Origin of the sequence: Streptomyces sp. NPDC001351 (assembly GCF_042896045.1) — a bacterium.
GTDB lineage: Bacteria > Actinomycetota > Actinomycetes > Streptomycetales > Streptomycetaceae > Streptomyces.
In genome coordinates this window covers 603029-624608 of record NZ_JBIAWS010000003.1, presented here as the reverse complement: position 1 = coordinate 624608, position 21580 = coordinate 603029, and the positions used below count along the sequence as shown (strand labels likewise).

General features: G+C 71.7%; 24 protein-coding genes. 15 read left to right on the top strand and 9 right to left on the bottom strand.

The annotated features are described in order from the left end of the window. Positions 1–42 precede the first annotated feature (42 nt). Positions 43–705, top strand: a complete 663-nt coding sequence (locus ACFY1U_RS13065) for an NUDIX domain-containing protein (protein WP_390694197.1) — start codon at positions 43–45, stop codon at positions 703–705. Positions 706–795: 90 nt separating this feature from the next. Beyond that, a complete protein-coding gene (locus ACFY1U_RS13060; RefSeq protein WP_390694196.1) occupies positions 796–1779 on the top strand; it encodes an aldo/keto reductase in 984 nt (327 codons plus the stop codon). 97 nt (positions 1780–1876) lie between these two features. Here ACFY1U_RS13060 and ACFY1U_RS13055 read toward each other — a convergent pair whose 3' ends face one another. Next, a complete protein-coding gene (locus ACFY1U_RS13055) occupies positions 1877–2023 on the bottom strand; it encodes a hypothetical protein (RefSeq protein WP_390694195.1) in 147 nt (48 codons plus the stop codon). A gap of 107 nt (positions 2024–2130) precedes the next feature. On the opposite strand from ACFY1U_RS13055, the gene ACFY1U_RS13050 reads away from it, so the two are divergent. Continuing rightward, positions 2131–2463: a DUF2218 domain-containing protein gene (locus tag ACFY1U_RS13050; RefSeq protein ID WP_390694194.1), complete on the top strand. Its 333-nt coding sequence runs from the start codon at positions 2131–2133 to the stop codon at positions 2461–2463. A gap of 22 nt (positions 2464–2485) precedes the next feature. Here the strand turns inward: ACFY1U_RS13050 and ACFY1U_RS13045 are convergent, their stop codons facing one another. The 4 genes from ACFY1U_RS13045 to ACFY1U_RS13030 all read right to left on the bottom strand — a co-directional run bounded on the left by ACFY1U_RS13045 (position 2486) and on the right by ACFY1U_RS13030 (position 5451). Further along, complete coding sequence (locus ACFY1U_RS13045; protein WP_390694193.1) at positions 2486–2797, bottom strand: EthD family reductase; 312 nt, start codon at positions 2795–2797, stop codon at positions 2486–2488. Continuing rightward, positions 2794–3351: a dihydrofolate reductase family protein gene (locus ACFY1U_RS13040; protein ID WP_390694192.1), complete on the bottom strand. Its 558-nt coding sequence runs from the start codon at positions 3349–3351 to the stop codon at positions 2794–2796. The genes ACFY1U_RS13045 and ACFY1U_RS13040 overlap by 4 nt, the downstream gene beginning before the upstream one ends. A gap of 64 nt (positions 3352–3415) precedes the next feature. After that, positions 3416–4354 carry a sigma-70 family RNA polymerase sigma factor gene (locus ACFY1U_RS13035; RefSeq protein ID WP_390694191.1) on the bottom strand — a complete coding sequence of 313 codons (939 nt, stop codon included), beginning with the start codon at positions 4352–4354 and terminating at the stop codon, positions 3416–3418. Between the two features lie 122 nt (positions 4355–4476). Continuing rightward, positions 4477–5451, bottom strand: a complete 975-nt coding sequence (locus ACFY1U_RS13030) for a Clp protease N-terminal domain-containing protein (RefSeq protein ID WP_390694190.1) — start codon at positions 5449–5451, stop codon at positions 4477–4479. Between the two features lie 68 nt (positions 5452–5519). Here ACFY1U_RS13030 and ACFY1U_RS13025 point away from each other — a divergent pair, with 68 nt between their 5' ends. Together ACFY1U_RS13025 and ACFY1U_RS13020 are read left to right on the top strand one after the other, a co-directional pair. Beyond that, positions 5520–5879, top strand: coding sequence for an excisionase (locus ACFY1U_RS13025; RefSeq protein ID WP_390694189.1), 360 nt, complete (start codon positions 5520–5522; stop codon positions 5877–5879). A 169-nt stretch (positions 5880–6048) separates the two neighbouring features. After that, a complete protein-coding gene (locus ACFY1U_RS13020) occupies positions 6049–6879 on the top strand; it encodes a DUF427 domain-containing protein (protein ID WP_390694188.1) in 831 nt (276 codons plus the stop codon). On the opposite strand, the gene ACFY1U_RS13015 is transcribed toward ACFY1U_RS13020, so the two are convergent. From ACFY1U_RS13015 to ACFY1U_RS13000, 4 genes are read right to left on the bottom strand one after another with little or no spacing between them, the layout of a single operon-like run. Continuing rightward, positions 6842–7378: an NUDIX hydrolase family protein gene (locus ACFY1U_RS13015; protein WP_115910498.1), complete on the bottom strand. Its 537-nt coding sequence runs from the start codon at positions 7376–7378 to the stop codon at positions 6842–6844. The two genes, ACFY1U_RS13020 and ACFY1U_RS13015, sit on opposite strands and share 38 nt — an antisense overlap. 15 nt (positions 7379–7393) lie before the next feature. Further along, positions 7394–8524, bottom strand: a complete 1131-nt coding sequence (locus tag ACFY1U_RS13010) for an amidohydrolase family protein (protein WP_390694187.1) — start codon at positions 8522–8524, stop codon at positions 7394–7396. Between the two features lie 2 nt (positions 8525–8526). After that, a complete protein-coding gene (locus ACFY1U_RS13005) occupies positions 8527–9930 on the bottom strand; it encodes a glutamine synthetase family protein (RefSeq protein WP_390694186.1) in 1404 nt (467 codons plus the stop codon). A 39-nt stretch (positions 9931–9969) separates the two neighbouring features. Beyond that, positions 9970–10779, bottom strand: a complete 810-nt coding sequence (locus tag ACFY1U_RS13000; RefSeq protein WP_344400410.1) for an SAM-dependent methyltransferase — start codon at positions 10777–10779, stop codon at positions 9970–9972. A gap of 465 nt (positions 10780–11244) precedes the next feature. On the opposite strand from ACFY1U_RS13000, the gene ACFY1U_RS12995 reads away from it, so the two are divergent. The 10 genes from ACFY1U_RS12995 to ACFY1U_RS12950 all read left to right on the top strand — a co-directional run bounded on the left by ACFY1U_RS12995 (position 11245) and on the right by ACFY1U_RS12950 (position 21580). Beyond that, entirely contained in the window at positions 11245–12651 is a 1407-nt protein-coding gene (locus tag ACFY1U_RS12995; protein WP_390694185.1) for a cytochrome, read from the top strand. A 79-nt stretch (positions 12652–12730) separates the two neighbouring features. Then, positions 12731–13585 (top strand): Cof-type HAD-IIB family hydrolase, encoded by an 855-nt coding sequence (locus tag ACFY1U_RS12990; RefSeq protein ID WP_390694184.1) that lies wholly within the window; start codon positions 12731–12733, stop codon positions 13583–13585. 150 nt (positions 13586–13735) lie between these two features. Then, positions 13736–14392 carry a helix-turn-helix domain-containing protein gene (locus tag ACFY1U_RS12985; RefSeq protein WP_390694183.1) on the top strand — a complete coding sequence of 219 codons (657 nt, stop codon included), beginning with the start codon at positions 13736–13738 and terminating at the stop codon, positions 14390–14392. Between the two features lie 52 nt (positions 14393–14444). Then, positions 14445–15779 carry a M24 family metallopeptidase gene (locus ACFY1U_RS12980; protein ID WP_390694182.1) on the top strand — a complete coding sequence of 445 codons (1335 nt, stop codon included), beginning with the start codon at positions 14445–14447 and terminating at the stop codon, positions 15777–15779. Continuing rightward, positions 15779–16759 (top strand): thiamine pyrophosphate-dependent dehydrogenase E1 component subunit alpha, encoded by a 981-nt coding sequence (locus ACFY1U_RS12975; protein ID WP_390694181.1) that lies wholly within the window; start codon positions 15779–15781, stop codon positions 16757–16759. The genes ACFY1U_RS12980 and ACFY1U_RS12975 overlap by 1 nt, the downstream gene beginning before the upstream one ends. Further along, positions 16747–17745, top strand: coding sequence for an alpha-ketoacid dehydrogenase subunit beta (locus ACFY1U_RS12970; protein ID WP_390694180.1), 999 nt, complete (start codon positions 16747–16749; stop codon positions 17743–17745). The genes ACFY1U_RS12975 and ACFY1U_RS12970 overlap by 13 nt, the downstream gene beginning before the upstream one ends. 22 nt (positions 17746–17767) lie before the next feature. Beyond that, the gene (locus ACFY1U_RS12965) at positions 17768–19135 is read left to right on the top strand and encodes an amidohydrolase family protein (RefSeq protein WP_390694179.1); all 1368 of its coding nucleotides are present in this window, start codon (positions 17768–17770) and stop codon (positions 19133–19135) included. Further along, positions 19132–20007: a cupin domain-containing protein gene (locus ACFY1U_RS12960; RefSeq protein ID WP_390694178.1), complete on the top strand. Its 876-nt coding sequence runs from the start codon at positions 19132–19134 to the stop codon at positions 20005–20007. The genes ACFY1U_RS12965 and ACFY1U_RS12960 overlap by 4 nt, the downstream gene beginning before the upstream one ends. Then, positions 20004–20693, top strand: a complete 690-nt coding sequence (locus ACFY1U_RS12955) for an SDR family NAD(P)-dependent oxidoreductase (RefSeq protein WP_390694177.1) — start codon at positions 20004–20006, stop codon at positions 20691–20693. The genes ACFY1U_RS12960 and ACFY1U_RS12955 overlap by 4 nt, the downstream gene beginning before the upstream one ends. Continuing rightward, positions 20690–21580, top strand: a complete 891-nt coding sequence (locus ACFY1U_RS12950) for an NAD(P)-dependent oxidoreductase (protein WP_390694176.1) — start codon at positions 20690–20692, stop codon at positions 21578–21580. Before ACFY1U_RS12955 ends, ACFY1U_RS12950 begins: the two co-directional genes overlap by 4 nt.

Here is a 21580-nt window from a genome sequence, read left to right as displayed (position 1 = left end):
GACAGCGACCATGACTCACGCACGCACGGCCGGCGGTCAGCGATGACCGCCGGTATCGACACCCCGGACCGCCGCGGCCGCACCGGCCTGGACCGCACCGGACTCGACCTGGACGGCAATCCCCGCGTGAAGGTGCGGGAGGTGAAACTGCTCTCCAGCCACTGGTACGTCGAGCGTGCCACCACATTCGACTTCCGGCACGCCGACGGCACCTGGTCCACCCAGCAGCGCGAGACGCATGACCGAGGCAACGGCGCCACCATGCTGCTCTACGACACTGAGCGCGAAACGGTGCTGCTCACCAGGCAGTTCCGCTTCCCCGTGTACGTCAACGGGCACCCCGACGGCATGCTGGTCGAGACACCGGGCGGACTCCTCGACGACGATGACGAGCACCCCGAACTCGCCGTCCGCCGCGAGGTGGTGGAGGAGACCGGCCACACCATCGGCGAGGTCCAGCACGTCTTTGACGTCTACATGAGCCCGGGCTCGGTCACCGAACGCGTCAGCTTCTACGCCGCCGCCTACGGCCCCTCGACCCATACCCACGAGGGCGGCGGCCTCGACGAGGAAGGCGAGGACATCGAGATCGTCGAGCTGTCCTTCCGCCGGGCCCTGGAGATGATCCGCACCGGCGAGATCGCCGACGCCAAGACGATCATGCTGCTGCAGTGGGCGGCGCTGGAGGGCCCGTTCAGCAAGTAGTGCGCGCGGGGCCCCTTGACTTCGTGTGCGCTTCAGGCTGAAGACTCCCGTTCGTACCGGAAACCGCGGGCGCGAACGGGAGGACCCGGCATGAAGTACCGCACCATCGGAACAGACCCGCACACCAGCCGCGAGGTGAGCGTGCTCGCGCTCGGCGCGATGCTGTTCGGCTCGCGGACGGACGAGGAGACATCGTTCGCCCTGCTCGACCGGTACGTCGAGGCCGGCGGCAACTTCATCGACACCTCCGACAACTACGCCTTCTGGGTCGACGGCGGCCAGGGCGGTCAGAGCGAGGAACTCCTCGGCCGCTGGCGGCGCAGCCGCGGCATCGGTGACGAGATCTTCATCGCGACCAAGCTCGGCGCCCGCCCGCTGGCCCCCGGCACCAGCTATATCGACAACCCGGAGGGCCTCTCGGCGAAGGTCATCCGCGAGTCCGCCGAACGCAGCCGCGAACGCCTCGGTGTCGACAAGCTCGACCTGCTCTACGCCCACATCGACGACCCGACCGTGCCCCAGCGCGAGACGGTCGAGGGCTTCGCGGAACTGGTCGCCGAGGGCACGGTGGGACTGCTCGGCGTGAGCAACCAGGCCACCTGGCGGGTGGAGCGGGCCCGCGCGATCGCCGCCGCGGCCGGACTGCCGGGCTACGAGGTCCTCCAGTACGCGCACAGCTATCTGCGCCCGCGCACCGACGTACCCAGCGACATGTTCCCGGACGGCAGCCTCGGCCATGCGGGCCCCGACCTGCTGACGTATCTGCGGGCCGACCCTGCCCTGACCCTGGTCGCCTACTCACCGCTCCTGAAGGGCACCTACACGCACCCCGCCCGGCTGCCCGCTGACTACGACCACCCCGGCACGCCGGCCCGTCTCACCGTCCTGCACGAGATCGCCCGCGAGACGGACGCCACCGTCAACCAGGTCGTACTGGCCTGGCAGTTGAGCGGCGATCTCCCGATCATCCCGCTGGCCGGTGCCTCGACGCTCGCCCAACTGGAGGAGAACCTGGCCGCGGTCGACCTGGAACTGACCGAGGAACAGCGGGCCCGGCTGGACGCCGCGCACTGAGGACCATCAGGTCGTCGCCGGTCACACCGACGGCCATGGTGCCGTGCAGCAGGAGGGCGATGCCGCCGAACTCCTTCGTCGTACGCCATGAGAGGCCTCAATCCGTGCGGTGCGTCAGTCTGCGTTCGAGATCGCGGAGGTCCTTGCGCAGGGAGGAGCGGACCTGGCGGGCCAGGGCCCCGGCCGGGTCCGGCTCGAAGGACGCGCGGCCTGCGCGATGAACGTCCTCTACAGCCTGCAGCACCTGGGCTACACCATCCCGGCGGCCCGGATTCGACGCGGAGAACCCCGAACACCGCTGACTCCATACCATCGACTCCAGCCGTGTCACTGCGAACCCGGGAGTCCGCCATGCCTCGCTCCGAAGCCCGCGTCATCACCGACCGCCCGCACCGCTACGCCAAGCAGCTCGCCTCCCACCTCGGCCGCCGCATCCGGGCGAGCTGGGACGAGGAGGCGGGGGAGGGCAGCCTGGTCTTCCAGGACGGGACGGGCTCCCTCACCGCGACCGAGGGAGCCCTGCTGCTCACGGTGGAGACGGACGCCGAGCACCTCGACCTGCTGGAGGACGTCGTCGGCCGCCACCTGGTCCGCTTCGGCACCAAGGACGAACTGGTCGTCGCATGGCACCGGGACACCGGCGCACCCGGCACCACCCAGCGCAACACGCAGGACCCGGCCTGACCCCCATGGCCGGGATCCGGCGTCAGGCCTCGTCCACGGTGAAGACCATGCTGCGTACCGGCGCGAGCTCCTGCAGGCGCTCCGAGTCCTCGGCGCAGGCGCGGCCCTCCGGGCAGGCGAAGGCGGCGCGCAGTTCCTCCATCGTGTCCCACTCCAACTCGGCGACCAGATGGGGTGGTTCGCCCCCGCGCACGGCGGCGGACTCGCGGCCGAGTGTGTAGCGGCGCAGGCCGGGCAGCTTGCGGGCGAGCGGCAGGTGGATCTCGCGGTAGTGCCGGTCGAATGCCGCGGGGTCGGGCGGGGTCTCGTACAGGACGAGGAAACGTGCCGTCATCGCCCGGCCCTGCGGTAGCGCGCGATGACGGCAGGGCCCGTCTGCTCCGCCGACTCGCATTCGAGGTGGACGGGCGGGGTGTCCGTGGGGAAGAGGCGGTCGCCGGTGCCGAGGAGCGTCGGGAAGGTGATCAGGCGGTATTCGTCGATCAGGTCCTCGGCCATCAGCGCCCGGACGATGCTGAGGCTGCCGGCGACGACCACGTCGCGCTTCTCCTGCTTGACCGCGTCCACCAGGTCGCCCGTGAGGATCTGCGAGTTCGCCCAGGCGGAGACGTCGGTCAGGGTGCGGGTGGCGACGAGCTTCCGCGCGGCGTTCATACGCGCGGAGAACGCGTCGTCGCGGTACGGCCACAGCTGGGCGAACAGCTCCCAGGTGGTGCGGCCCAGCAGCAGGACCCCCTCGTCGAGCGCGGCCCCGAGCCGGAACTTGTCCCCGGCCACCGCCTCGGGGCCGTGCCGGAACATCCAGCCGCCGCCGGGTGTGCCCGCGCGGCCGTCCGGGTCGGAGACGAAGCCGTCCAGAGTGGTGAATGCGATGACGATGACGCTCATGGCGAGGTCCTCTCGGAAGTCTCGGTCGGTGGTCACCGGTATGTACCGGCGCCACCGCCCGGACTCATCGCCCGCGGCCCAAGTCGTCCGGAGAAATCTCCCCGGGCAGGTCGAACGCCTCGAAGACGCGCGGATCCGCGAACACCACGTTCCGCGCGACCCGCCCGCCGGCGACCGTGAACACCTGCAGCGTGTGCAGCCGGTGCCCGCCGTCCTCGGTGGGCGAGTAGGCGGCGAGAGCGGATTGCCCGCCGGCGGTGAGCTGCCGGGTGAGCCACCCCGTCCCGCGCAGCTCGAAGACCCGCTCCATGAACAGCCCGTAGTCGCGGCGACCCCGGTACCACAACGGCACCGGCGGCATCTCCAGCACGGCAGCGTCGGTCAGCAGCCGCACCAGGGCGGGGACGTCGGCCGCCTCGAAGGCGCGCGCGTACCGCTGGACGACCTGCCGTGCCTCCGCGTCGTCCGGCTCCTGGACCTCGCCCGGGTCGCCCGCCTCGGCGACCGTCGCCCGGGCCCGCTGCAGCGAGCTGTTGACGGCGGCGACCGTCGTCCCGAGCTGCTCCGCGACCTCCGCGGCGCTGAACTCCAGCACCTCCCGCAGCACCAGCACGGCCCGCTGCCGCGCCGGCAGCAGCTGCATCGCCGCCACCAGCGCCAGCCGTAGATCGGCCCGCGTCTCGACGTCGTACCGCGCGTCCGGGTACGGCTGCAGCCACGGGATGTCGAAGGCCGGCGTGAGCGGCGCCCCCGGGTCCTCGCTCGGCGCACCGAGCCCGGACGGCAGCGGCCGCCGCGCCCGCCCCTCCAACGCGGTCAGACAGACATTGGTCGCGATCCGGTACAGCCAGGTCCGCACCGAGGCACGCGAGGCGTCGTACCGCTCCCGGGCCTTCCACGCCCGCAGCATGGTCTCCTGCACCAGATCCTCGGCCTCGTGGAACGACCCCACCATCCGATAGCAGTACGCCACCAACTCGCCCCGGTACGGCTCAAGGTCCATGGGGGCCATCATGCCTTCAGCCCACTGGGAAGCGGGCGTGCTTTTCCCGGCAGGGGCCGGGATTCACCGAGCCCCCGTCCTCGCCCGTCCCGTCGGCAGGTCCGGTCCGCCGACCAGCAGGTTCACCCGCGGAGGCGGGGCGCGAGGACCGTGCGTACGGCCTTGGCGACCCTGCTGGAGGCGGATCCGTCGTCTTCTTCGGGCTCCGGTTCCAGCGTGCGCTGGATCTGCTGCAGCAGTTGGTTGGCCGACCGCCACAGCGGGACGAACAGGCCGGCGACCGGGCCTACGCCCTGGATCGGGCCGCCGGACAGTTCTGTCACCTTCTTGGCCGCCGCGACCGTTGCGGGGTCGCGCAGGATCAGGTGCACCTCGTCGTCGACCAGCCGGATCTCCATCTTGCGCGCGGCGGCCTCCTCCGGGTTCGCGTCCGTGGTCGTCTCCGGGTCCAGTTCGTCGATCTTGGCGGCTACGGCGTCCGGGTCGACGCCGAGTTCGCGCAGCACCCTGGCCGCCATGCTGTTCTCCGCCCGCAGCAGCGCTTCCAGCAGGTGATGGCTGCCGACCGGAGCGCCACCTGCCAGCTCGCCGGCGGTGGACAGGGTGTCCTCGGTGGCAGGTGTACCGCTCGGCCAGGGACCGGCGGCAGCGTCCTGTGATCCCTCCGCCGAGGCGGCCAGCACCGCGGTACGGATCTTGCTGACCGGCTGGATCCGCTCCGCGAGCACCTTCGCGCCGACGCCCTCACCCTCCCTGACCAGGGCGAGCAGGATGTGTTCCGTACCGATGTCGCTGTGGTGGAGCTGCTGCGCCTCGCGCAGGGCGAGTTCCAGCACCTTCTTCGCGCGCCCCGCGAACGGGATGTGGCCGCTCAGCTCCTTCGTGCCGGGCTCGACCGCCGCGCTGATGTCGGCCTGCGCGGTCTCCTTGTCGTACCCGAGCTGGTGCAGGACTTGCGCCGCCGTGCCGTCCGGCACGTCGAGCAGACCCAGTAGGAGGTGCTCCGTGCCGATGTGGCTGTGTTTGAGCTGCCTTGCCTGCTCCTGGGCCACGACGACCACCCGGCGGGCCTTCACTGTGAACCTCTCGAAAGTCATGTCTCCATGGTCTCAGCCCTGTCAATACACTGCTATTGATAGGGTCACCGTAGTGAAGGGAGGGTGTGATGGAGACACCGTCGGACTGGGAGGACCGGCTCGCGCGCTGGCAGAACGAGCTGGAGCTGTTCGAGCAGCTGGAGGAGAAACCCTGGGTCACACTGGCCAAGGCCGAGGCCGAGACCGGCGTTTCCCGCTCGGCCCTGCGGTCCTGGTACCGCAACGGCGAGATCCAGTCCCGGCTGGTGGACGGCCCGAACGGCCCGCAGCGCCTGGTCCAGCTGGACGCGGTGATCGACCGCGCCGCCGCGTCCCCGCGCATTCAGCGCCGGGCGGAGCGGGAAGTCAGCCTGGAAGCTCAGGTCGCCCTTCTACGGCACCGGATCGACCAGCTGGAGCTGCGGCTGGCCGCGCTGGAGCGCGAGTGACCGCCCGCGCAGGGGCGACTCGATCGCCCTCCGCACTGGGCGACCCGGACGACAACCGGTGGTGCGAGTTCTCGCGCCGCTCCGGCGCCTGACCGACCCGATCCTCGCTTCCCCGCGCCGAAGCGGCGAAGCTGGTGGTGCTCCTGAACGAGCCGAAGGAGAGCGGTCCATGAGTGCACTTCCCACCGAACGATCCCTGCGCACCACGCCCGAAGGCCTCCTGTGGGAACCCAGCGAACGCTGGGTGCGCGGCCGCAAGGGTGAGGTCACCGTCGTCGACAGCCGGCACCCCGTCCTCGTCTGGGAGCCCTCACTGCCCGTACCGCAGTACGCCTTCCCGCGCGCGGACGTGCGCGAGGACCTCCTGCGGCCCGCGAAGAACCCGCGCACGGGCTCCCACACCGGATCAAGGATCTTCTACGACCTCGAAGTCGACGGCGAGCTGCTGGAGAACGCCGCCTGGACCTTCCCGGCCGCCGACCTCGCCGAGTACATCGCCTTCGAGTGGTTCCGGCGCAGCGGCAGGGGCCTGGACCACTGGTACGAGGAGGAGGAAGAGATCTTCATCCACCCCCGTGACCCGCACAAGCGGGTGGATGCCATCCCGAGCAGCCGGCATGTCCGGGTCTCGGTCGGCGGCCTGCTCGTCGCCGACACCCACCGGCCCGTGCTGCTCTTCGAGACCGGCCTGCCGACCCGCTACTACCTTCCCCGCGAGGACGTCCGCCTCGACCTCCTCGAACCCACCGAGCACCACACCGGCTGCCCCTACAAGGGCACGGCACAGTACTGGTCGGTGCGGGGCGAGGCCGACGTGCCGCCGAACATCGTCTGGAGCTACCCGCAGCCGCTGCCCGCCGTGGGCACGATCAAGGGACTCCTCGCGTTCTACAACGAGGTGGCCGACATCACCGTGGACGGGGAGCGCGTGGAGCGCCCCGTCACACCCTTCAGCACGATGCTCAAACAGAGCAGCCGACGTGGGCGAGGGCCTGCCTGAGCAGCACCCCGTGCCCGCCGGGCATCTCGCTCTGCACGGCTTCCGACACGGCCTCCTGCGGGCTGAACCACACCAGGTCCAGGGCATCCTGCCGGGGCCGGCAGTCGCCGGTGACCGGGACGACGTAGGCCAGGGACACCGCGTGCTGGCGCGGGTCGTGGTACGGCGTGACGCCCAGCGTCGGGAAGTACTCCGCGACCGTGAAGGGCTGAAGGGAGGCCGGGATCCGCGGCAGCGCCACCGGGCCGAGATCCTTCTCCAGGTGCCGCAGCAGGGCGTCACGGACCCGCTCGTGGTGCAGGACGCGACCGGAGACGAGGGTCCGGCTGACCGTCCCGTCCGGGCCGATGCGCAGCAGCAGGCCGACGCTGGTGACTTCGCCGCTGTCGTCGACGCGCACGGGCACGGCCTCGACGTACAGGATCGGCATACGGGCGCGTGCCAGCTCGAGGTCGTCGGAGCTGAGCCAGCCCGGCGTGGTTTCGGTCATGTCAGACATTGCTTGATCATACTTTCAGGAGGGGCCGGAAAGGCCGTAGACCCGGCGCGCATTGTGTGCTCCCGCCCACTCGGCGAACCGCAGCGCGTCCGGGAGACTCAGTTCGTCGGCGGCCACCCGGTCCTGCAGCAGACCGGCCAGACCGCGGCGGAAGGCGAGCGCGCCCAGACAGTGGAACTCGGGCACACCGTACGCGTCGGAGCTGTACAGCAGTTTGCGGAACGGCGTGATCTCCAAGGCCTCCTCCAGGACCGCCCGGGCGCGTGCCGGGCCGACGTAGTGGAGGGTGAGGCCCACGTCCAGATACACGTGCTCGAACACCGCGGCCAGATAGGCGGCCTGGCGCTGGTACGGCCAGCAGTGCAGGAGCAGCACCGGGATCGTCCCGGCGGTCAGGTGCAGCCAGTCGGTGAGGTGGGCGGGGTCGACGCGGTGCAGGCGGATGTCGTTGTCGCCGAAGCCTGTGTGGAGCTGGAGGGGGAGACCGAGGTCGACCGCGGTCCACAGCAGGTGCCGTACGAGGACCGGGTCGTCCAGCCGGCCGCCGCGCGCCGACCAGTGCCGCGCCGCCTCGGTGACGTCTGCGACGGACGGGCGCGACGGGTCCAGGTCGAAGCCGGTGCGGTACGCGGCCACGGACTTCACCGCCACCACGCCCGGCCGCTGCACGGCCTCCAGAACGGCCGCCTGGAAGGCGTCGCCGTAGTCGCCGGGCTCGACGCCCCGCGCCGCCACCGCCTCGGCGACTCCTTCCAGCCGTACGACCTCGTACGCCGTCCCGCCCGCGGCCCCGGCCAGCTCGGCGGGCGTGGTGAGGCGCTCCGGGGCGTACCCGGTGTCCACGCAGAAGGTGCCTGTCCGCGCGGCGGTGAGGAAGCGGCGGTGCACCTCCTGCCAGCCCAACTCGGTTCGCCGGGCCAGGTATTCATCGGGTGGCGCGTGGCGCGGCAGGTCCAGGAGGGGAGCGCAGTGGCGGCGGACCGCGATCCCGACCGGGCTGTCGAAGGGGGAGATGCCGGGCCAGGCCGCGCCCTCGGTGATCAGGTCCTCGAAGCCCTCCCGGGGCAGGTCGGCGGTGACGACGCCGTGGCAGTGGTGGTCCACCAACTCCAGTGCGTCGAGCGCCTCCTGGACCGGGCCGGTCATGGTCAGTACTTCCAGCGGTAGGCCGCCGCCAGCCGCTCGTCGTCCAGCCCGTGTGCCGCCGCGATCTCCCCTTGTCGTACGGCGATCACGGCATCCGCGAGGACCGGGCCGAGCGCGGCCCGCAGCAGTTCGTCCTTGCGGAACTCCTCGACGGACTCGGTGAGCGAGGTCGGCAGGCGGCGGACGCCCCGGGCCGCCGCGTCCGCGGGGTCGAGGCGGGCCGGATCGCCGGTGATCTCCTCGGGCAGGGGCGCGGACGAGGTCAGGCCGTCCAGTCCGGCGGTGATGAGGCAGGCGAGGGCGAGATAGGGGTTGGCGGCCAGGTCGACCGGTTTGACCTCCAGGTTGGCGGCCTGGTCGCGCAGGCCCGCCGTACCCGTGACGACCCGCACCGCGGCCTCGCGGGTCTCGCGGCCCCAGGCGGTGAACACCCCCGCCCACTGGGAGGGTTTGAGGCGCAGATGGCTCGCCGGGCTGGGCGCGGTCACCGCCGTCAGGGCCGGGAGGCGGGCGAGCACTCCGGCCGCGAACGACTCCGCGTCGGCGGTCATGCCGTAGCGGCCCTCACCCCCGGAGTGCAGATTGACGTCGTCGCGCCAGGCGGAGAGGTGGACGTGGCCGCCGTTGCCGACGCCCTGCGCGAAGACCGCCGGGGCGAAGGACACCACCAGGCCGTGGCGCCGGGCCACCGCCCGGATGGTCTGCCGTACCAGCACGCTCCGGTCGGCCGCCGCCACCGGGTCGAGGGCGCCCACCGAGATCTCGAACTGCCCGGCCGCGTACTCCGGATGGATCTGTTCCACGTCCACGTCCTGCGCGGCGAACGCGGACAGCAGGTCGGCCGTGTAGTCGCTGAGTTCGACCTGGCGGGTGGCGCTGTAGGCGGGACCGGAGAGCGCGGGCACGAAGTCGCCGCCCTCCGCCGGGCCCTGTCCGACGGCCCATTCGATCTCGATGCCGGCCTTGAAGGTGAGTCCGTGCCGGTCGGCGGCCTCGGAGACGACGCGGCGCAGGACCGTGCGGCTGCAGCCCGGGTGCGGCTCGCCCTCCTGGGTGATCCGGTCGACCGGCGCCCACGCCCAGCCGGGCTGCCCGGCCAGGGCGACGAGCTGGTCGAGGTCGGGGTAGAGGCGCAGGTCGCCGTCCGGGGAGCCCAGGACGTCGGTGGAGACGATGGAGTCGTTCGCCAGGAACGTGTCGAACACCGGCGACATGCCGACGCCCCAGGCCGCCGCGGAGGCGAGCCTGGCCGTGGGGACGGTCTTCACCCGGCCGACGCCCGCGGTGTCGACGTAGGCCAGGACGATGCCGTGCACGCCCCGGCCGGACAGTTCGCCACCGAGCGCGGTGGCCCGTTCGACGTCACCCGGGCGGCCGCCGGGGACGGGATCGGCAAGGGTCGTCATACGTCCTCCACGCTCGGCACGTCCGTCGGGGCTGCTCCGTCAGGGTTTCACGGCCACCGCGCCGAACTGCGGTACCACGGCGGGCGATCCGGGCTCGGCACGCCACTTGGAGCACGACACCAGGCCGGGCTCGAGGAGGTCCAGCCCCTCGAAGAAGGCGGCGATGTCCTCGCCGCTGCGGGCGGTGATCGGCGGGGTGGCGTTCTCGTTCCAGAACTTCATGGCCGGGATCTGGCCCGCGCCGCCCAGGTCGTCGTCGAAGGTCGGGTGGGTCAGGACCAGGAAGCTGCCGGAGGGCACCGCGGCGACGACCTTCCGTACGATCTCGCGTGCCTTCTCGGTGTCCAGCACGAAGTTGAGGATGCCCAGCATCATCACCGCGACCGGCCGGCTGAGGTCGAGGGTGCGGGAGGCACGTTCGAGGATGGCGTCGGGGTCGTGGACGTCGGCGTCGATGTAGTCGGTGACGCCCTCGTGGGTGCCGGTCAGCAGGGTGCGGGCGTGGGCGAGCACGATGGGGTCGTTGTCGACGTACACGATGCGGGCGTCGGGGGCGATCCGCTGGGCGATCTGATGGGTGTTGTCCGCGGTCGGCAGCCCGGTGCCGATGTCCAGGAACTGCCGCACCCCGCGCTCCTCGGCCAGGAACCGCACCGCCCGGCCCAGGAACCAGCGGTCCGCGCGGGCGATCTCCCGGATGATCGGGAACATCCCGGCGACGTGCTCGCCGACCTGCTGGTCGACCTCGTAGTTGTCCTTGCCGCCGATCCAGTAGTTCCACACGCGCGCGTTGTGCGCCACACCGGTGTTCAGCCTCGCCGACCCGCCCGGGGTGTGGCTCTCACTCACAACTCTGCTCCTTCTCAACACCTGTGGCCGTCGCCGCCATTGTGCCGCCCGGTGATCACGCTGTCCCGGGAATCGGCCGATCAGCTGTGCGGAGCGGGCCGGTTGAACGGCCGTCAGCCGCTCCGGCCGGGACCGGCGTCGCCCCGGGCGGCGGCCGGCGCGCAGGCGAGCACGCGGAGGGGACGGGACCGAGGACGGGGCGTGGCGGAGGACGTCCCGCCCGGCATCTGCTACCGGCCAGTACCCCGCCGTGTGACCTGCGCGACGCCTGAGATACGGTCCCTGCGGGTCCGCCAAGCAGGTCGGGAGGTCCGCTTCGGTTCGGCAGCGCCCCCGAAGGGGCGCGGGGCCGTGTCGACATGCGGCTCCGCCGCGCGGGCGCGACCAGCCACGGTGGTGCCGCACATCCCGCCAAGCACGTGGCTGCGGGCTGGTGCAGGCGGTGTCGAAGGGGGCGACTGAAGCATGGAGTTCCACTTGGTCGACGAGGGCAGCGCGGAGCGGGCCGTAACCCCGCTGGAGGACCTGGCTCCGGAACCCCTGCTGACCCGCGACTACGAGACCCGTCCCGCGCTCGTCTACGAGCGGCTGCGGGAGCGCCACGGCCCGGTCGCGCCGGTCGACCTGCTGGGCGTGCCCGCCTGGCTCGTGCTCGGCTACCGCGAGTCGCTGCAGGTGCTCCAGGACGACGCCGGCTGGCCCAAGGGCCTGGAGAACTGGCGGGCCCGGACGGAGGGCCGAGTGCCCGCCGACTGGCCGCTCGGCCCCTCCCTGGAGGTCAACCACGTACTGATCCAGGGCGGCCCCGGCCACCGCACCCTGCGCGGCGCCTGGGACACGGCCCTGCGCCCCTTCCAGGACGCGCGGGGCCCGCAGGCCAAGCGCCTGAAGACGGCCGTCACCGGATACGCCGACGAGCTGATCTCCCTGCTCGCCCAGGGCGGCGGCACGGGCATGGCCGACCTGTCGGCGCAGTTCTCCCGCCCGCTCCCGCTGATGGCGGCGAGCCATCTGCTCGGCTTCCCCGGCTCCCAGGGCGACGACGCCCTGATGGACATGTGGCGGGTGCTGGACGCCGGCCCGGACGCCGAACCCGCCCTGGCCCGCCTCCTGGTGACGCTCACCGAACTCGCCGCCGCCAAGATCGAGAAGCCGGGCGACGACTTCCCCTCCCATCTGCTGGCCGCCCACCCGGACCTGTCCGTCGACGCGCTGGCCCGCGAGCTGTTCATGCTGCTCGGCATGACCTCCGACCACGTCGGCATCCTCATCTCCAACACGGTCGTCGAGGTGATCGCCGGGGAGAGCGAGGGCGGGGTCCGCACCACCCTGTCCGCCGGCATGGTGCGCGAGACCATGAACCGGGTGGTCATGCGCAAGCCGCCGCTGGTCAACTTCGTGCCGAGGTTCGCGGCAGCGGACACCCGGCTCGGCCGCTACACCATCCACGCCGGCGAACCCGTGTGGGTCTCCTCCGCCGCCGCCCACGCCGATCCCGTCTTCGCCGGCCAGATGACACCCGGCGCCGGCATCAGCAGCCGCGCTCATCTGTCGTGGGGCGCGGGGCCCCGCCAGTGCCCGGCCCGCGAGCTGGCGTCGACGATCGCGGCGGCGGGCGTCGGCCGTGTCTTCGAACGGTTCGGGCATCTGGAGCTCGCCCTCCCCGTCGATCAACTGCCGTGGCGTTCCTCGCCGTTCATGCGGGGGCTGCGCTCGCTGCCGGTGCGCTACGAGCTGTCCGGGCCGCCGCTGCCGGCCGCGCCGGCGCCCGTGGCGGACGTGCCGGACGCACCCGCCGTACCGGACCAGGCCGCCAAGCGGCGCTCGTCACTGTGGCGCTACCTCACGGGCCTGATCCGGTCCGGAAGCTGAGCGTCCGGGCGGCTCGCGTAGGGTGACGGGACCGCCGCAAGCAAGCCGGCGCCCCGTCGCGCCCCACCGGAAGCAGGTCATGTCCGCCGCCGCCTCGCCCCTCCTCACCGGCTCCGGCCTGCCCACCGGCTCCGCCGACATACGCCTCGTCGTCACCGACATGGACGGCACGCTGCTGGACGACGCCAAGCGGATCCCGCCCGGCCTGTGGGAGACGCTGGCCGAGCTGCGCCGGCGCGGTGTGCTGTTCAGCCCGGCGAGCGGGCGGCAGTACGCCACGCTGGCACGGGAGTTCGCCGAGGTCGCCGAGGGCATGGTGTTCATCGCGGAGAACGGCACGTACGTGGTCCGTGACGGCGTGGAGCTCAGCTCGGACCCGCTGGAGCCCGGGGTCGCGGCCCGCGTCGTGCACGCCGTACGACAGCTGGTCGCCGGGGGCGTGGACGTGGGTGCCGTCGTCTGCGGCAAGCGCTCCGCCTACGTCGAGCGCAGCGACGAGGCGTTCCTGGCGGAGGTGCGCAAGTACTACGTCGAACACCGCGTCGTGGAGGACGTCACCGCGCTCGACGACGACGTCATCAAGGTCGCCCTCTTCGACTTCGGCTCCGCCGCGCACACCACGGCGCCCGCCCTGGAGTCCTTCGCCGCCACGTACCAGGTCGTCGTTTCCGGCGAGCACTGGGTCGACGTCATGAACCGCGCGGCCAACAAGGGCACCGCCCTGCGCCGACTCCAGCGCGACCTGGGCATCACGCCCGCCCAGACCATGGTCTTCGGCGACTACCTCAACGACCTGGAGATGCTCGACGCCGCCGAGTGGTCCTTCGCCATGGCCAACGCCCACCCGGACGTCATCGCCCGGGCCCGCCACCTGGCCCCGTCCAACAACGACAACGGAGTGCTGCGCACCGTCGCGCGCGTGCTGAACCTCTAGCCGGTCGGTGCGGTCCGTTCGGGGACGGCGGTCTTCTTCGGCACGGGGGCGCTGATCTCCGTACGTCGCTCCTCGCCTGAGACTCTGGCCTCGCGGCCGACCCCGGCTGTTCAATGGTGCTGCACATGTCCGCCCGAGAGGGGAGCCGCCGTGTCTCCTGCCGCCGTGCCGCCCGTCGGTGCACGCATCCGGCAGGCACGCCTCGCAAAAGGCGTGAGCCTGCGCTCCCTCGCCCGGGAGATCGGCGTCTCCGCGAGCCTGGTCTCCCAGATCGAGACCGGCAAGAGCCAGCCGTCGGTGAGCACGCTGTACGCCATCACCACCGCACTGTCGGTCTCCGTGGAGACGCTCTTCGACGGCTACGAGGGTGAGGCCGCCGCATCGCCGGTCGTGGCCGCTGCCGCCGCACCCGCCACCGTCCTGCACGCCCTCGCGGCCTTCGCCGCCGACCCGGCCCGGCGCATCGGACCGCTGGTCACACCGGGGGAGCGGGAGCTGCTGGAACTGGACTCGGGGGTCGTATGGGAGCGGCTCGGGCACGTTCCGGGCACGGACGTCGACTTCCTGCTGGTGACCTACCGGCCCGGCGGCTCCTCCTCCAGCTCCGGCGGCCTGATGCGGCACACGGGCACCGAGTACGGCTATGTGACCTCCGGCGAACTGGTCCTCACCCTCGGCTTCGACGAGTACCCGCTGGGCCCCGGGGACGCCGTCTGCTTCGAGTCGACGACCCCGCACCGCTACCGGAATGACGGAGCACAGCCGGCCGTCGGGGTCTGGTTCGTGTTCAGCCAGAGTGTTCAGTAACACTTGACACCTGCCCGGCCTGGTCGTTCACTCCGGAGTGGGGGTGGTCGCCATGGCGATCCGCACATATGGACCAGGTGCCGTCGACTGGGAAGAGCGCATCGACCTGGACCGGCTGCGCAAGCAGCGGCTGGCCCGGCTCAACGAGACCCTGAACCGCTCCTCGCTGGGCGCGGTGCTCAGCTTCGACTTCGCCAACATCCGCTACATGACCGCCACGCACATCGGCACCTGGGCGATGGACAAGCTGATCCGCTTCGCCCTGCTGGTGCGCGGCGGCGAACCGGTCGTCTGGGACTTCGGCTCCGCGGCCCGCCACCACCAGCTCTACAACCCGTGGCTGGACTACAGCGACGGCAAGGAGGGCCCGCCCACCGGCGCCCGCGCCGGCATCTCCACCCTGCGCGGCGCCTTCCACCCGGAGGCCGGGATCGCCGAGGACGTCGCCGCCAAGATCGCCACCGAGCTGCGCGACCACGGCCTCGCGAACGAACCCCTCGGCATCGACGTCGCCGAGATGCCCGTCCTCGCCGCCCTGCGCGCCGAGGGCATCGACGTCGTCGACGGCCAGCAGGTCTTCCTGGAGGCCCGCCGCACCAAGACCCGCGACGAGATCTCCCTGCTCGCCCAGGCCTGCGCGATGGTCGACGCGGCCTACGAGGAGCTGTACGGGTACCTGCGCCCGGGCGTGCGCGAGAACGAGTGCGTCGGCCTGGTCAGCAAGGTCCTCTACGACCTCGGCAGCGAGTACGTCGAAGGCGTCAACGCCATCTCCGGCGAACGCTGCTCACCGCACCCGCACGTCTACAGCGACCGCCTGATCCGCCCCGGCGACCCGGCCTTCTTCGACATCCTGCACAGCCACCTCGGCTACCGCACCTGCTACTACCGCACCTTCGCGGTCGGCAGCGCCTCCCGCGCCCAGCGCGACGCCTACGTCCGCTGCCGCGCGTACATGGACGAGGCCATCGCCCTGGTCCGCCCCGGCGCGACCACCGCCGACATCGTCCAGGTCTGGCCGCGCGCCGAGGAGTTCGGCTTCGCCGACGAGACCGCCGCCTTCGCCCTGCAGTACGGCCACGGGGTGGGCCTGTCGATCTGGGAGAAGCCCGTCTTCAGCCGCCTGGTCTCCCTCGACCACCCCGAAGTCCTCGAAGAGGGCATGGTGTTCGCCCTGGAGACCTACTGGCCGGCCGCCGACGGCTGGTCCGCGGCCCGTATCGAGGAGGAGCTGGTCGTCACCGCCGACGGCTGCGAGGTCATCACCAAGTTCCCCGCCGAGGAACTGCTCGTCGCAGGCCGGAAGTACTGGACGGTCGGCGGCGAGCTCAACACCCGCCGCGAGGCCCAGTCCCACCTCAACACCCCGACCAACGGGGGCGCTTGATGACCGACAGCGACGAACTCCTCTCCCTGTACGAGCAGATGGCCGTCATCCGCCGTACGGAGAAGGCCGCCCACGACCTGTTCCTGTCCGGCCTGGTCAAGGGCACCACCCACCTCGCCGCCGGGCACGAGGCGATCGCCGTGGGCGCGAGTGCCGCCCTGCGCCCCGACGACTACGTCTTCGCCACCTACCGTGGCCACCACCACGCCATGGCCCGCGGCGCCACCCCCGAGGAGTGCCTCGCCGAACTCATGCAGAGGGCGACGGGGCTGTGCCGGGCCAAGGGCGGCTCCATGCACCTCACCAAGGCGGACGCGTTCATGCTCGGCTCGTACGCCATCGTCGGCGCCCACCTCCCGATGGCGGTGGGCGCGGCCTGGTCGGCCCGGCTGCGCGGCAGCGGGCAGCTCGCGGTCGCCTTCTTCGGCGACGGCGCCACCAACATCGGCGCCTTCCACGAGGCGCTCAACCTGGCCGCCGTATGGAAGCTGCCGGTGCTGTTCGTCTGCGAGAACAACCTGTACATGGAGTACACGCCGATCGCCGACGTCACGTCCGTCGCCCGCCCTGCGGCCGACCGGGCGCCCGCGTACGGCATCCCCGGCGAGGTCGTCGACGGCAACGACGTTCTCGCCGTGAAGGAGGTGGTCGCCCGCCTCGCCGAGCGGGCCCGGGCAGGAGACGGACCCGCTCTGCTGGAGGCCGAGACCTACCGCCACTTCGGGCACAGCCGTGCCGACCCGGCCACCTACCGCCCGGCCGAGGAGGTCGAACGCTGGCTCAAGCACGACCCGTTGGACCTCGCCCGCGGACGCCTCGTGGAGCTGGGAGTGGACGAGGCGACGGTCACCGCGGCCGACGAGCGCGCCCGTGACGTCGTACAGCAGGCGGTCGAGGCAGCGAAGAACGCGCCGCCACCGGATCCGGGAGAGGCACTGACCGACGTATGGGCGGACGGAGGTGCGGCATGGCGGACGTGACCACGGACCGTGACGTCATCACCTACCGCGAGGCGGTCGCCGAGGGCATCGCGCGGGAGATGCGCCGCGACCCGGCCGTCGTCTGCCTCGGCGAGGACATCGGCGAGGCCGACGGGGTGTTCAAGACGACCGTCGGGCTGCTCAAGGAGTTCGGGCCCCAGCGGGTGTGGGACACGCCCATCTCCGAACAGGCCATCGTGGGCGCGGCGATGGGCGCCGCGATGACCGGGATGCGGCCGGTCGCCGAGATCATGTTCTCCGACTTCCTGGCCTGCTGCTGGGACTACCTCGCCAACGAGATCCCGAAGGTCCGGTACATGACGGGCGGTCAGGTCACCGTGCCGCTCGTGGTGCGTACCGCCAACGGCGGCGGTCTCGGCTTCGGGGCACAGCACTCGCAGGCCACCGAGAACTGGGCACTGACCGTCCCGGGGCTGAAGATCGCCGCCCCCGCCACGCCCGCCGACGTCATCGGCATGATGGCGGCGGCCATTCGGAGTGACGATCCCGTGGTCTTCTTCGAGCACAAGGGGCTGCTGGCGAGCAAGGGTGCGCCCGCGCCGCCGGATCACGTGGTCGAGCTGGGCCGCGCGGCGGTGGTGCGCGAGGGCTCCGACATCACTCTCGTCGCGCTGGCCTCCATGGTCCCGGTGGCGCTCCAGGCCGCCTCGCGGCTGTCCGCGGAGGGCATCGACGCCGAGGTCGTCGACCTGCGCTGCCTCGTCCCGCTCGACGTCGCCACCGTCCTCGCCTCCCTCGCCAAGACCTCGCGGCTGGTGACCGTGGAGGAGAACCCCTTCCAGGGCGGCTGGGGGGCCACCCTCGTGTCGGTCGTCGCCGACGAGGGCTTCGGGCTGCTGGACGCGCCGGTGCGCCGGGTGGCGGGGGAGTGCGTGCCGCTGCCGTTCGCCGATGCGCTGGAGGAGCAAGTCATTCCCACCGTGGACAAGGCCGTGGCGGCGGTGCGGAGTCTCGCCGCGTACTGAACACCCCTGAGGAGGAAGCGCGATGACCGATCGGATACTGCTTCGCGCGGGGCACGTGCTCTCGTTGGATCCCTCCGTCGGTGATCTGCCGAGGGGTGACGTCCTCATCGAGGACGGCAGGATCGCGGCAGTACAACCGGAGATCAGCGCCGACGCCGAGGTCCTCGACATGACCGGCCGCATCGTGATCCCCGGCTTCGTCGACACCCATCGCCACACCTGGGAGGCCTCGATCCGCGGCGTCGCCCCCGACGCCACCCTCGACGACTACTTCGTCGACATCCTCGACACCTTCGCCCCGCTGTACACGCCCGAGGACGTGTACGCGGCCAACCTCGCCGGCGCCCTGGAGTGCCTGAACGCCGGCATCACCACCCTCGTCGACTGGTCCCACATCAACAACACGCCCGAGCACCCGGACGCCGCGATCCAGGCGCTGACGGAGACCGGCATCCGCGCCCAGTACGCCTACGGCAGCGCCAACACCTCCCTCGCCGACTACTGGTTCGAGAGCAAGATCGCGATCCCGGGCGACGACGTACGCCGTATCCGCGCCAAGTACTTCTCCTCCGACGACGGCCTGCTGACCATGGCGCTCGCCACCCGCGGGCCCGGCTTCTGCGTGGGCGACGTCGTCACCTCCGAATGGGCGCTCGCCCGCGAGCTGGGCATCCCCCTCACCGTGCATGTGGCGATGGGGCGCCTCGCCGGCCGCTTCGGCATGGTCAAACAGCTCCACGACCTCGGTCTCCTCGGCCCGGACACCACCTACATCCACTGCTGCTATCTGCATGAGGACGAGTGGCAGATGGTCGCCGACAGCGGCGGTACGGTCTCCATCGCGCCGCAGGTGGAGACCCAGATGGGGCACGGCTGGCCGCCCGTGATGGCGGCGATCGAGCACGGCCTTCGGCCGTCCCTCAGCATCGACGTCGTCACCACCGTGCCCGGCGACATGTTCACCCAGATCCGCGCGGCCTTCGGCGCCGAGCGCGCCCGGCTCAACGCCGACTGCTGGCAGGCCAACATGCCCGTCCCGGAAACCATGTTGACGGCACGTCAGATGCTGGAGATCGCGACGAGCAACGGCGCGCATGTCGCGGGACTGGAGCACCGCACCGGTTCCCTGACCCCCGGCAAGCGCGCCGACGTCGTCGCCCTCGACGCCACCGCGCTGAACATCGCGCCGGTGCATGACGCGGCGTCCGCGGTCACGTTGTGCGCGGACGTCTCCAACGTCGAGACCGTCATCGTCGACGGCGTGATCCGCAAGCGCGACGGCAGGCTGACGGCCGATGTCGCACGGGCCCGGCAACTGGTCGAGGAGTCCCGCGACCGGCTGCTGGCGGCGAAGGAAGCGAAGGCGAAGGAGGCGAAGCCGACCGCATGACCCGGCATCTGGTGCGGCGGGCCGCCGACGCGGCCGAGCCGCCGTACGACGCACACGGCTACCGGCGCCGCACCCTGGTCGGCGAGGACGACGGCAGCGTGCACACCGGCTTCGGCCTGTGCGAGCTGCGTCCGGACGGCAGGCTGCCGGCGCATGTGCACTCGTACGAGGAGAGCTTCCACCTCCTCGACGGGACCGTGATCCTCGACGTGCCCGACGGCTCGTACCTCCTGGAGGAGGGCGACTACGGCATCCTGCCGACCGGCGTCCCGCACGCCTGGCGCGGCGCCGGCGACACTGCCGCACGGTGGGCGGACATGCTGGCCCCGGTCCCGCGGGCACGCTACGGCCACGACACCCAGGCCGTGCGCGACCTGCCTGCGCGCAGCCCCGTCCGCATCGACGTCCGCGACCCGCGCACCCGCACCTTCGGCCACTTCGAGCCCGCTCAGATGGACCCCGGCAAACAGTCCCAGGACCTCCTCGCCGTCTCGGCGAGCATGCGCTCCGCTCTGCTCGTCTACAGCGGCATCACCGTCAAGATGATGGTCGACAGCGACCTCGGCGCGGTCGCCTCGACGATGTTCATGGTCCAGTACGCCCCCGACGGCGTCGCCGGCACTCACGACCACCCCTTCGAGGAGACGTACTACTTCCTCGAAGGCGAGGCGGACGCGGTCTTCGACGGCGAGCGCTACCGGCTCGGACCCGGCGACTGCGCCTGGGCGGGCGCCGGCTGCGTGCATGGCTTCGCCAACGCCGGTACGGGGCCACTGCGTTGGCTGGAGACCCAGGCGCCGCAGCCGCCGCCGCGCCACGCGTACCGGTTCACGCGGGACTGGGAGTATCTGAGGGAGGCCCTGGAGTCATGAGCAGCGTCGTTGTCGTCGGTGGGACGTCGGGCATCGGCCGGGAGTTCGCCCGGCTCAGGGCCGAGCGGGGCGACGAGGTCGTCCTCACCGGCCGCGACCCGGACCGCGCCGACGCCGTCGCCAAGGAGACCGGCGCCCGTGGCCTCGCCCTCGACCTGTCCCGGCCGCGCGAGATCGCCGCGGCGCTGGCGGACGTCGGACGCGTCGACCACCTGGTCCTCGCGGGCGTCTCCCGCGACGAGAACCGCGCGACGGACTACGACATCGCCGCCGCCCTGCGCCTGGTGACGCTCAAGCTGGTCGGCTACACCGAGGTCGTGCACGTGCTGCGGCCGCGCATGACCGACGACAGCGCGATCGTCATCTTCGGCGGCCAGGCCAAGGAGCGCCCCTACCCCGGCGCGACCACGGTGGCCACGGTCAACGCGGGCGTACGCGGCCTGGTGAACACCCTCGCGGTCGAACTCGCACCGGTCCGCGTCAACGCCGTCCACCCCGGGGTGGTGGGCGACAGCCCCTACTGGCAGTCCAAGCCGGAAGAGGTGCTGGCCGCCCTGCGCGCCAGGACCCCGACCGGACGGCTCGCCACCGTGGCGGACGTGGTGGACTCGGTGGACTTCCTGCTGCGCAACCGGTCGGTCAACGCAGTGGAGCTGAACGTGGACGGGGGGTGGCTGCTGGGGTGAGCGAGACCGATGACCTGAAGCCGTGCGTCGCGATGATCGGCACCGGCCGGATGGGCGCGGCCATGGCAGGACGGCTGCGCGGGGCCGGCTTCACGGTGACGGCGTACAACCGCACCCGCGCCAAGGCCGAGGCGACCGGGGCCGCCGTCGCCGACACGCCCCGCCAGGCGGTCGCGGCGGCGGACGTCGTCCTCGTCTCCCTCGCCGACGACACGGCCGTACGAGAGGCGTACGGCGGGGAGGACGGCCTCGCCGCCGGGCTGCGTGCGGGCGCTGTGGTCGTCGAGACCAGCACCGTCGCCCCCGAGACGGTGACGGCTCTGGCACCCCTCGTCGAAAAGGCGGGCGCGGCCCTGCTGGACGCCCCCGTCTCCGGCAGCGTCGTCTTCGTCGAACAGGGCAGGCTCACCGTCATGGCGGGCGGGGACGCATCGGCTCTGGAACGGGTCCGACCCGTGCTGGATGTCCTGGCCGCTCACGTGGTCCATGTCGGCCCCGCCGGCACCGGCGCGGCGATGAAGCTGGCCGTCAACTCCCTTCTCCTCGGCCTCAACCAGGCCCTCTCCGAGGCGCTCGTACTGGCCGAGCGAGCCGGGGTTTCTCGGGAGTCGGCGTACGAGGTGTTCGCGGCCGGTGCCGCAGGGGCGCCGTTCGTGCAGTACAAGAAGGACGCGTATCTCCACCCGGAGAGCGCGACGGTCGCCTTCACCCTCGAACTCGTCGCCAAGGACCTCGATCTGGCCCTCGCTCTAGCCGAGCGCGTGGGGGCGCCGATGCAACAGGCAGCCGCCAACAGGAGGTCGGTGGGTGAGGCCCTGCAACAGGGCCTGGGACAGCGGGACTTGAGCGCGCTGGCGGACTTCCTCCGCGGTGACCGGCGTCCCTGA

What these genes read in the sequence shown, in the direction of transcription:
- ACFY1U_RS13065 (WP_390694197.1), top strand. Translation starts at nt 43, where the DNA reads ATGACCGCCGGTATCGACACCCCGGACCGCCGCGGCCGCACCGGCCTG.
- ACFY1U_RS13060 (WP_390694196.1), top strand. Translation starts at nt 796, where the DNA reads ATGAAGTACCGCACCATCGGAACAGACCCGCACACCAGCCGCGAGGTG.
- ACFY1U_RS13050 (WP_390694194.1), top strand. Translation starts at nt 2,131, where the DNA reads ATGCCTCGCTCCGAAGCCCGCGTCATCACCGACCGCCCGCACCGCTAC.
- ACFY1U_RS13045 (WP_390694193.1), bottom strand. Translation starts at nt 2,797, where the DNA reads ATGACGGCACGTTTCCTCGTCCTGTACGAGACCCCGCCCGACCCCGCG.
- ACFY1U_RS13040 (WP_390694192.1), bottom strand. Translation starts at nt 3,351, where the DNA reads ATGAGCGTCATCGTCATCGCATTCACCACTCTGGACGGCTTCGTCTCC.
- ACFY1U_RS13035 (WP_390694191.1), bottom strand. Translation starts at nt 4,354, where the DNA reads ATGGACCTTGAGCCGTACCGGGGCGAGTTGGTGGCGTACTGCTATCGG.
- ACFY1U_RS13030 (WP_390694190.1), bottom strand. Translation starts at nt 5,451, where the DNA reads ATGACTTTCGAGAGGTTCACAGTGAAGGCCCGCCGGGTGGTCGTCGTG.
- ACFY1U_RS13025 (WP_390694189.1), top strand. Translation starts at nt 5,520, where the DNA reads ATGGAGACACCGTCGGACTGGGAGGACCGGCTCGCGCGCTGGCAGAAC.
- ACFY1U_RS13020 (WP_390694188.1), top strand. Translation starts at nt 6,049, where the DNA reads ATGAGTGCACTTCCCACCGAACGATCCCTGCGCACCACGCCCGAAGGC.
- ACFY1U_RS13015 (WP_115910498.1), bottom strand. Translation starts at nt 7,378, where the DNA reads ATGTCTGACATGACCGAAACCACGCCGGGCTGGCTCAGCTCCGACGAC.
- ACFY1U_RS13010 (WP_390694187.1), bottom strand. Translation starts at nt 8,524, where the DNA reads ATGACCGGCCCGGTCCAGGAGGCGCTCGACGCACTGGAGTTGGTGGAC.
- ACFY1U_RS13005 (WP_390694186.1), bottom strand. Translation starts at nt 9,930, where the DNA reads ATGACGACCCTTGCCGATCCCGTCCCCGGCGGCCGCCCGGGTGACGTC.
- ACFY1U_RS12995 (WP_390694185.1), top strand. Translation starts at nt 11,245, where the DNA reads ATGGAGTTCCACTTGGTCGACGAGGGCAGCGCGGAGCGGGCCGTAACC.
- ACFY1U_RS12990 (WP_390694184.1), top strand. Translation starts at nt 12,731, where the DNA reads ATGTCCGCCGCCGCCTCGCCCCTCCTCACCGGCTCCGGCCTGCCCACC.
- ACFY1U_RS12980 (WP_390694182.1), top strand. Translation starts at nt 14,445, where the DNA reads ATGGCGATCCGCACATATGGACCAGGTGCCGTCGACTGGGAAGAGCGC.
- ACFY1U_RS12975 (WP_390694181.1), top strand. Translation starts at nt 15,779, where the DNA reads ATGACCGACAGCGACGAACTCCTCTCCCTGTACGAGCAGATGGCCGTC.
- ACFY1U_RS12970 (WP_390694180.1), top strand. Translation starts at nt 16,747, where the DNA reads ATGGCGGACGTGACCACGGACCGTGACGTCATCACCTACCGCGAGGCG.
- ACFY1U_RS12965 (WP_390694179.1), top strand. Translation starts at nt 17,768, where the DNA reads ATGACCGATCGGATACTGCTTCGCGCGGGGCACGTGCTCTCGTTGGAT.
- ACFY1U_RS12960 (WP_390694178.1), top strand. Translation starts at nt 19,132, where the DNA reads ATGACCCGGCATCTGGTGCGGCGGGCCGCCGACGCGGCCGAGCCGCCG.
- ACFY1U_RS12955 (WP_390694177.1), top strand. Translation starts at nt 20,004, where the DNA reads ATGAGCAGCGTCGTTGTCGTCGGTGGGACGTCGGGCATCGGCCGGGAG.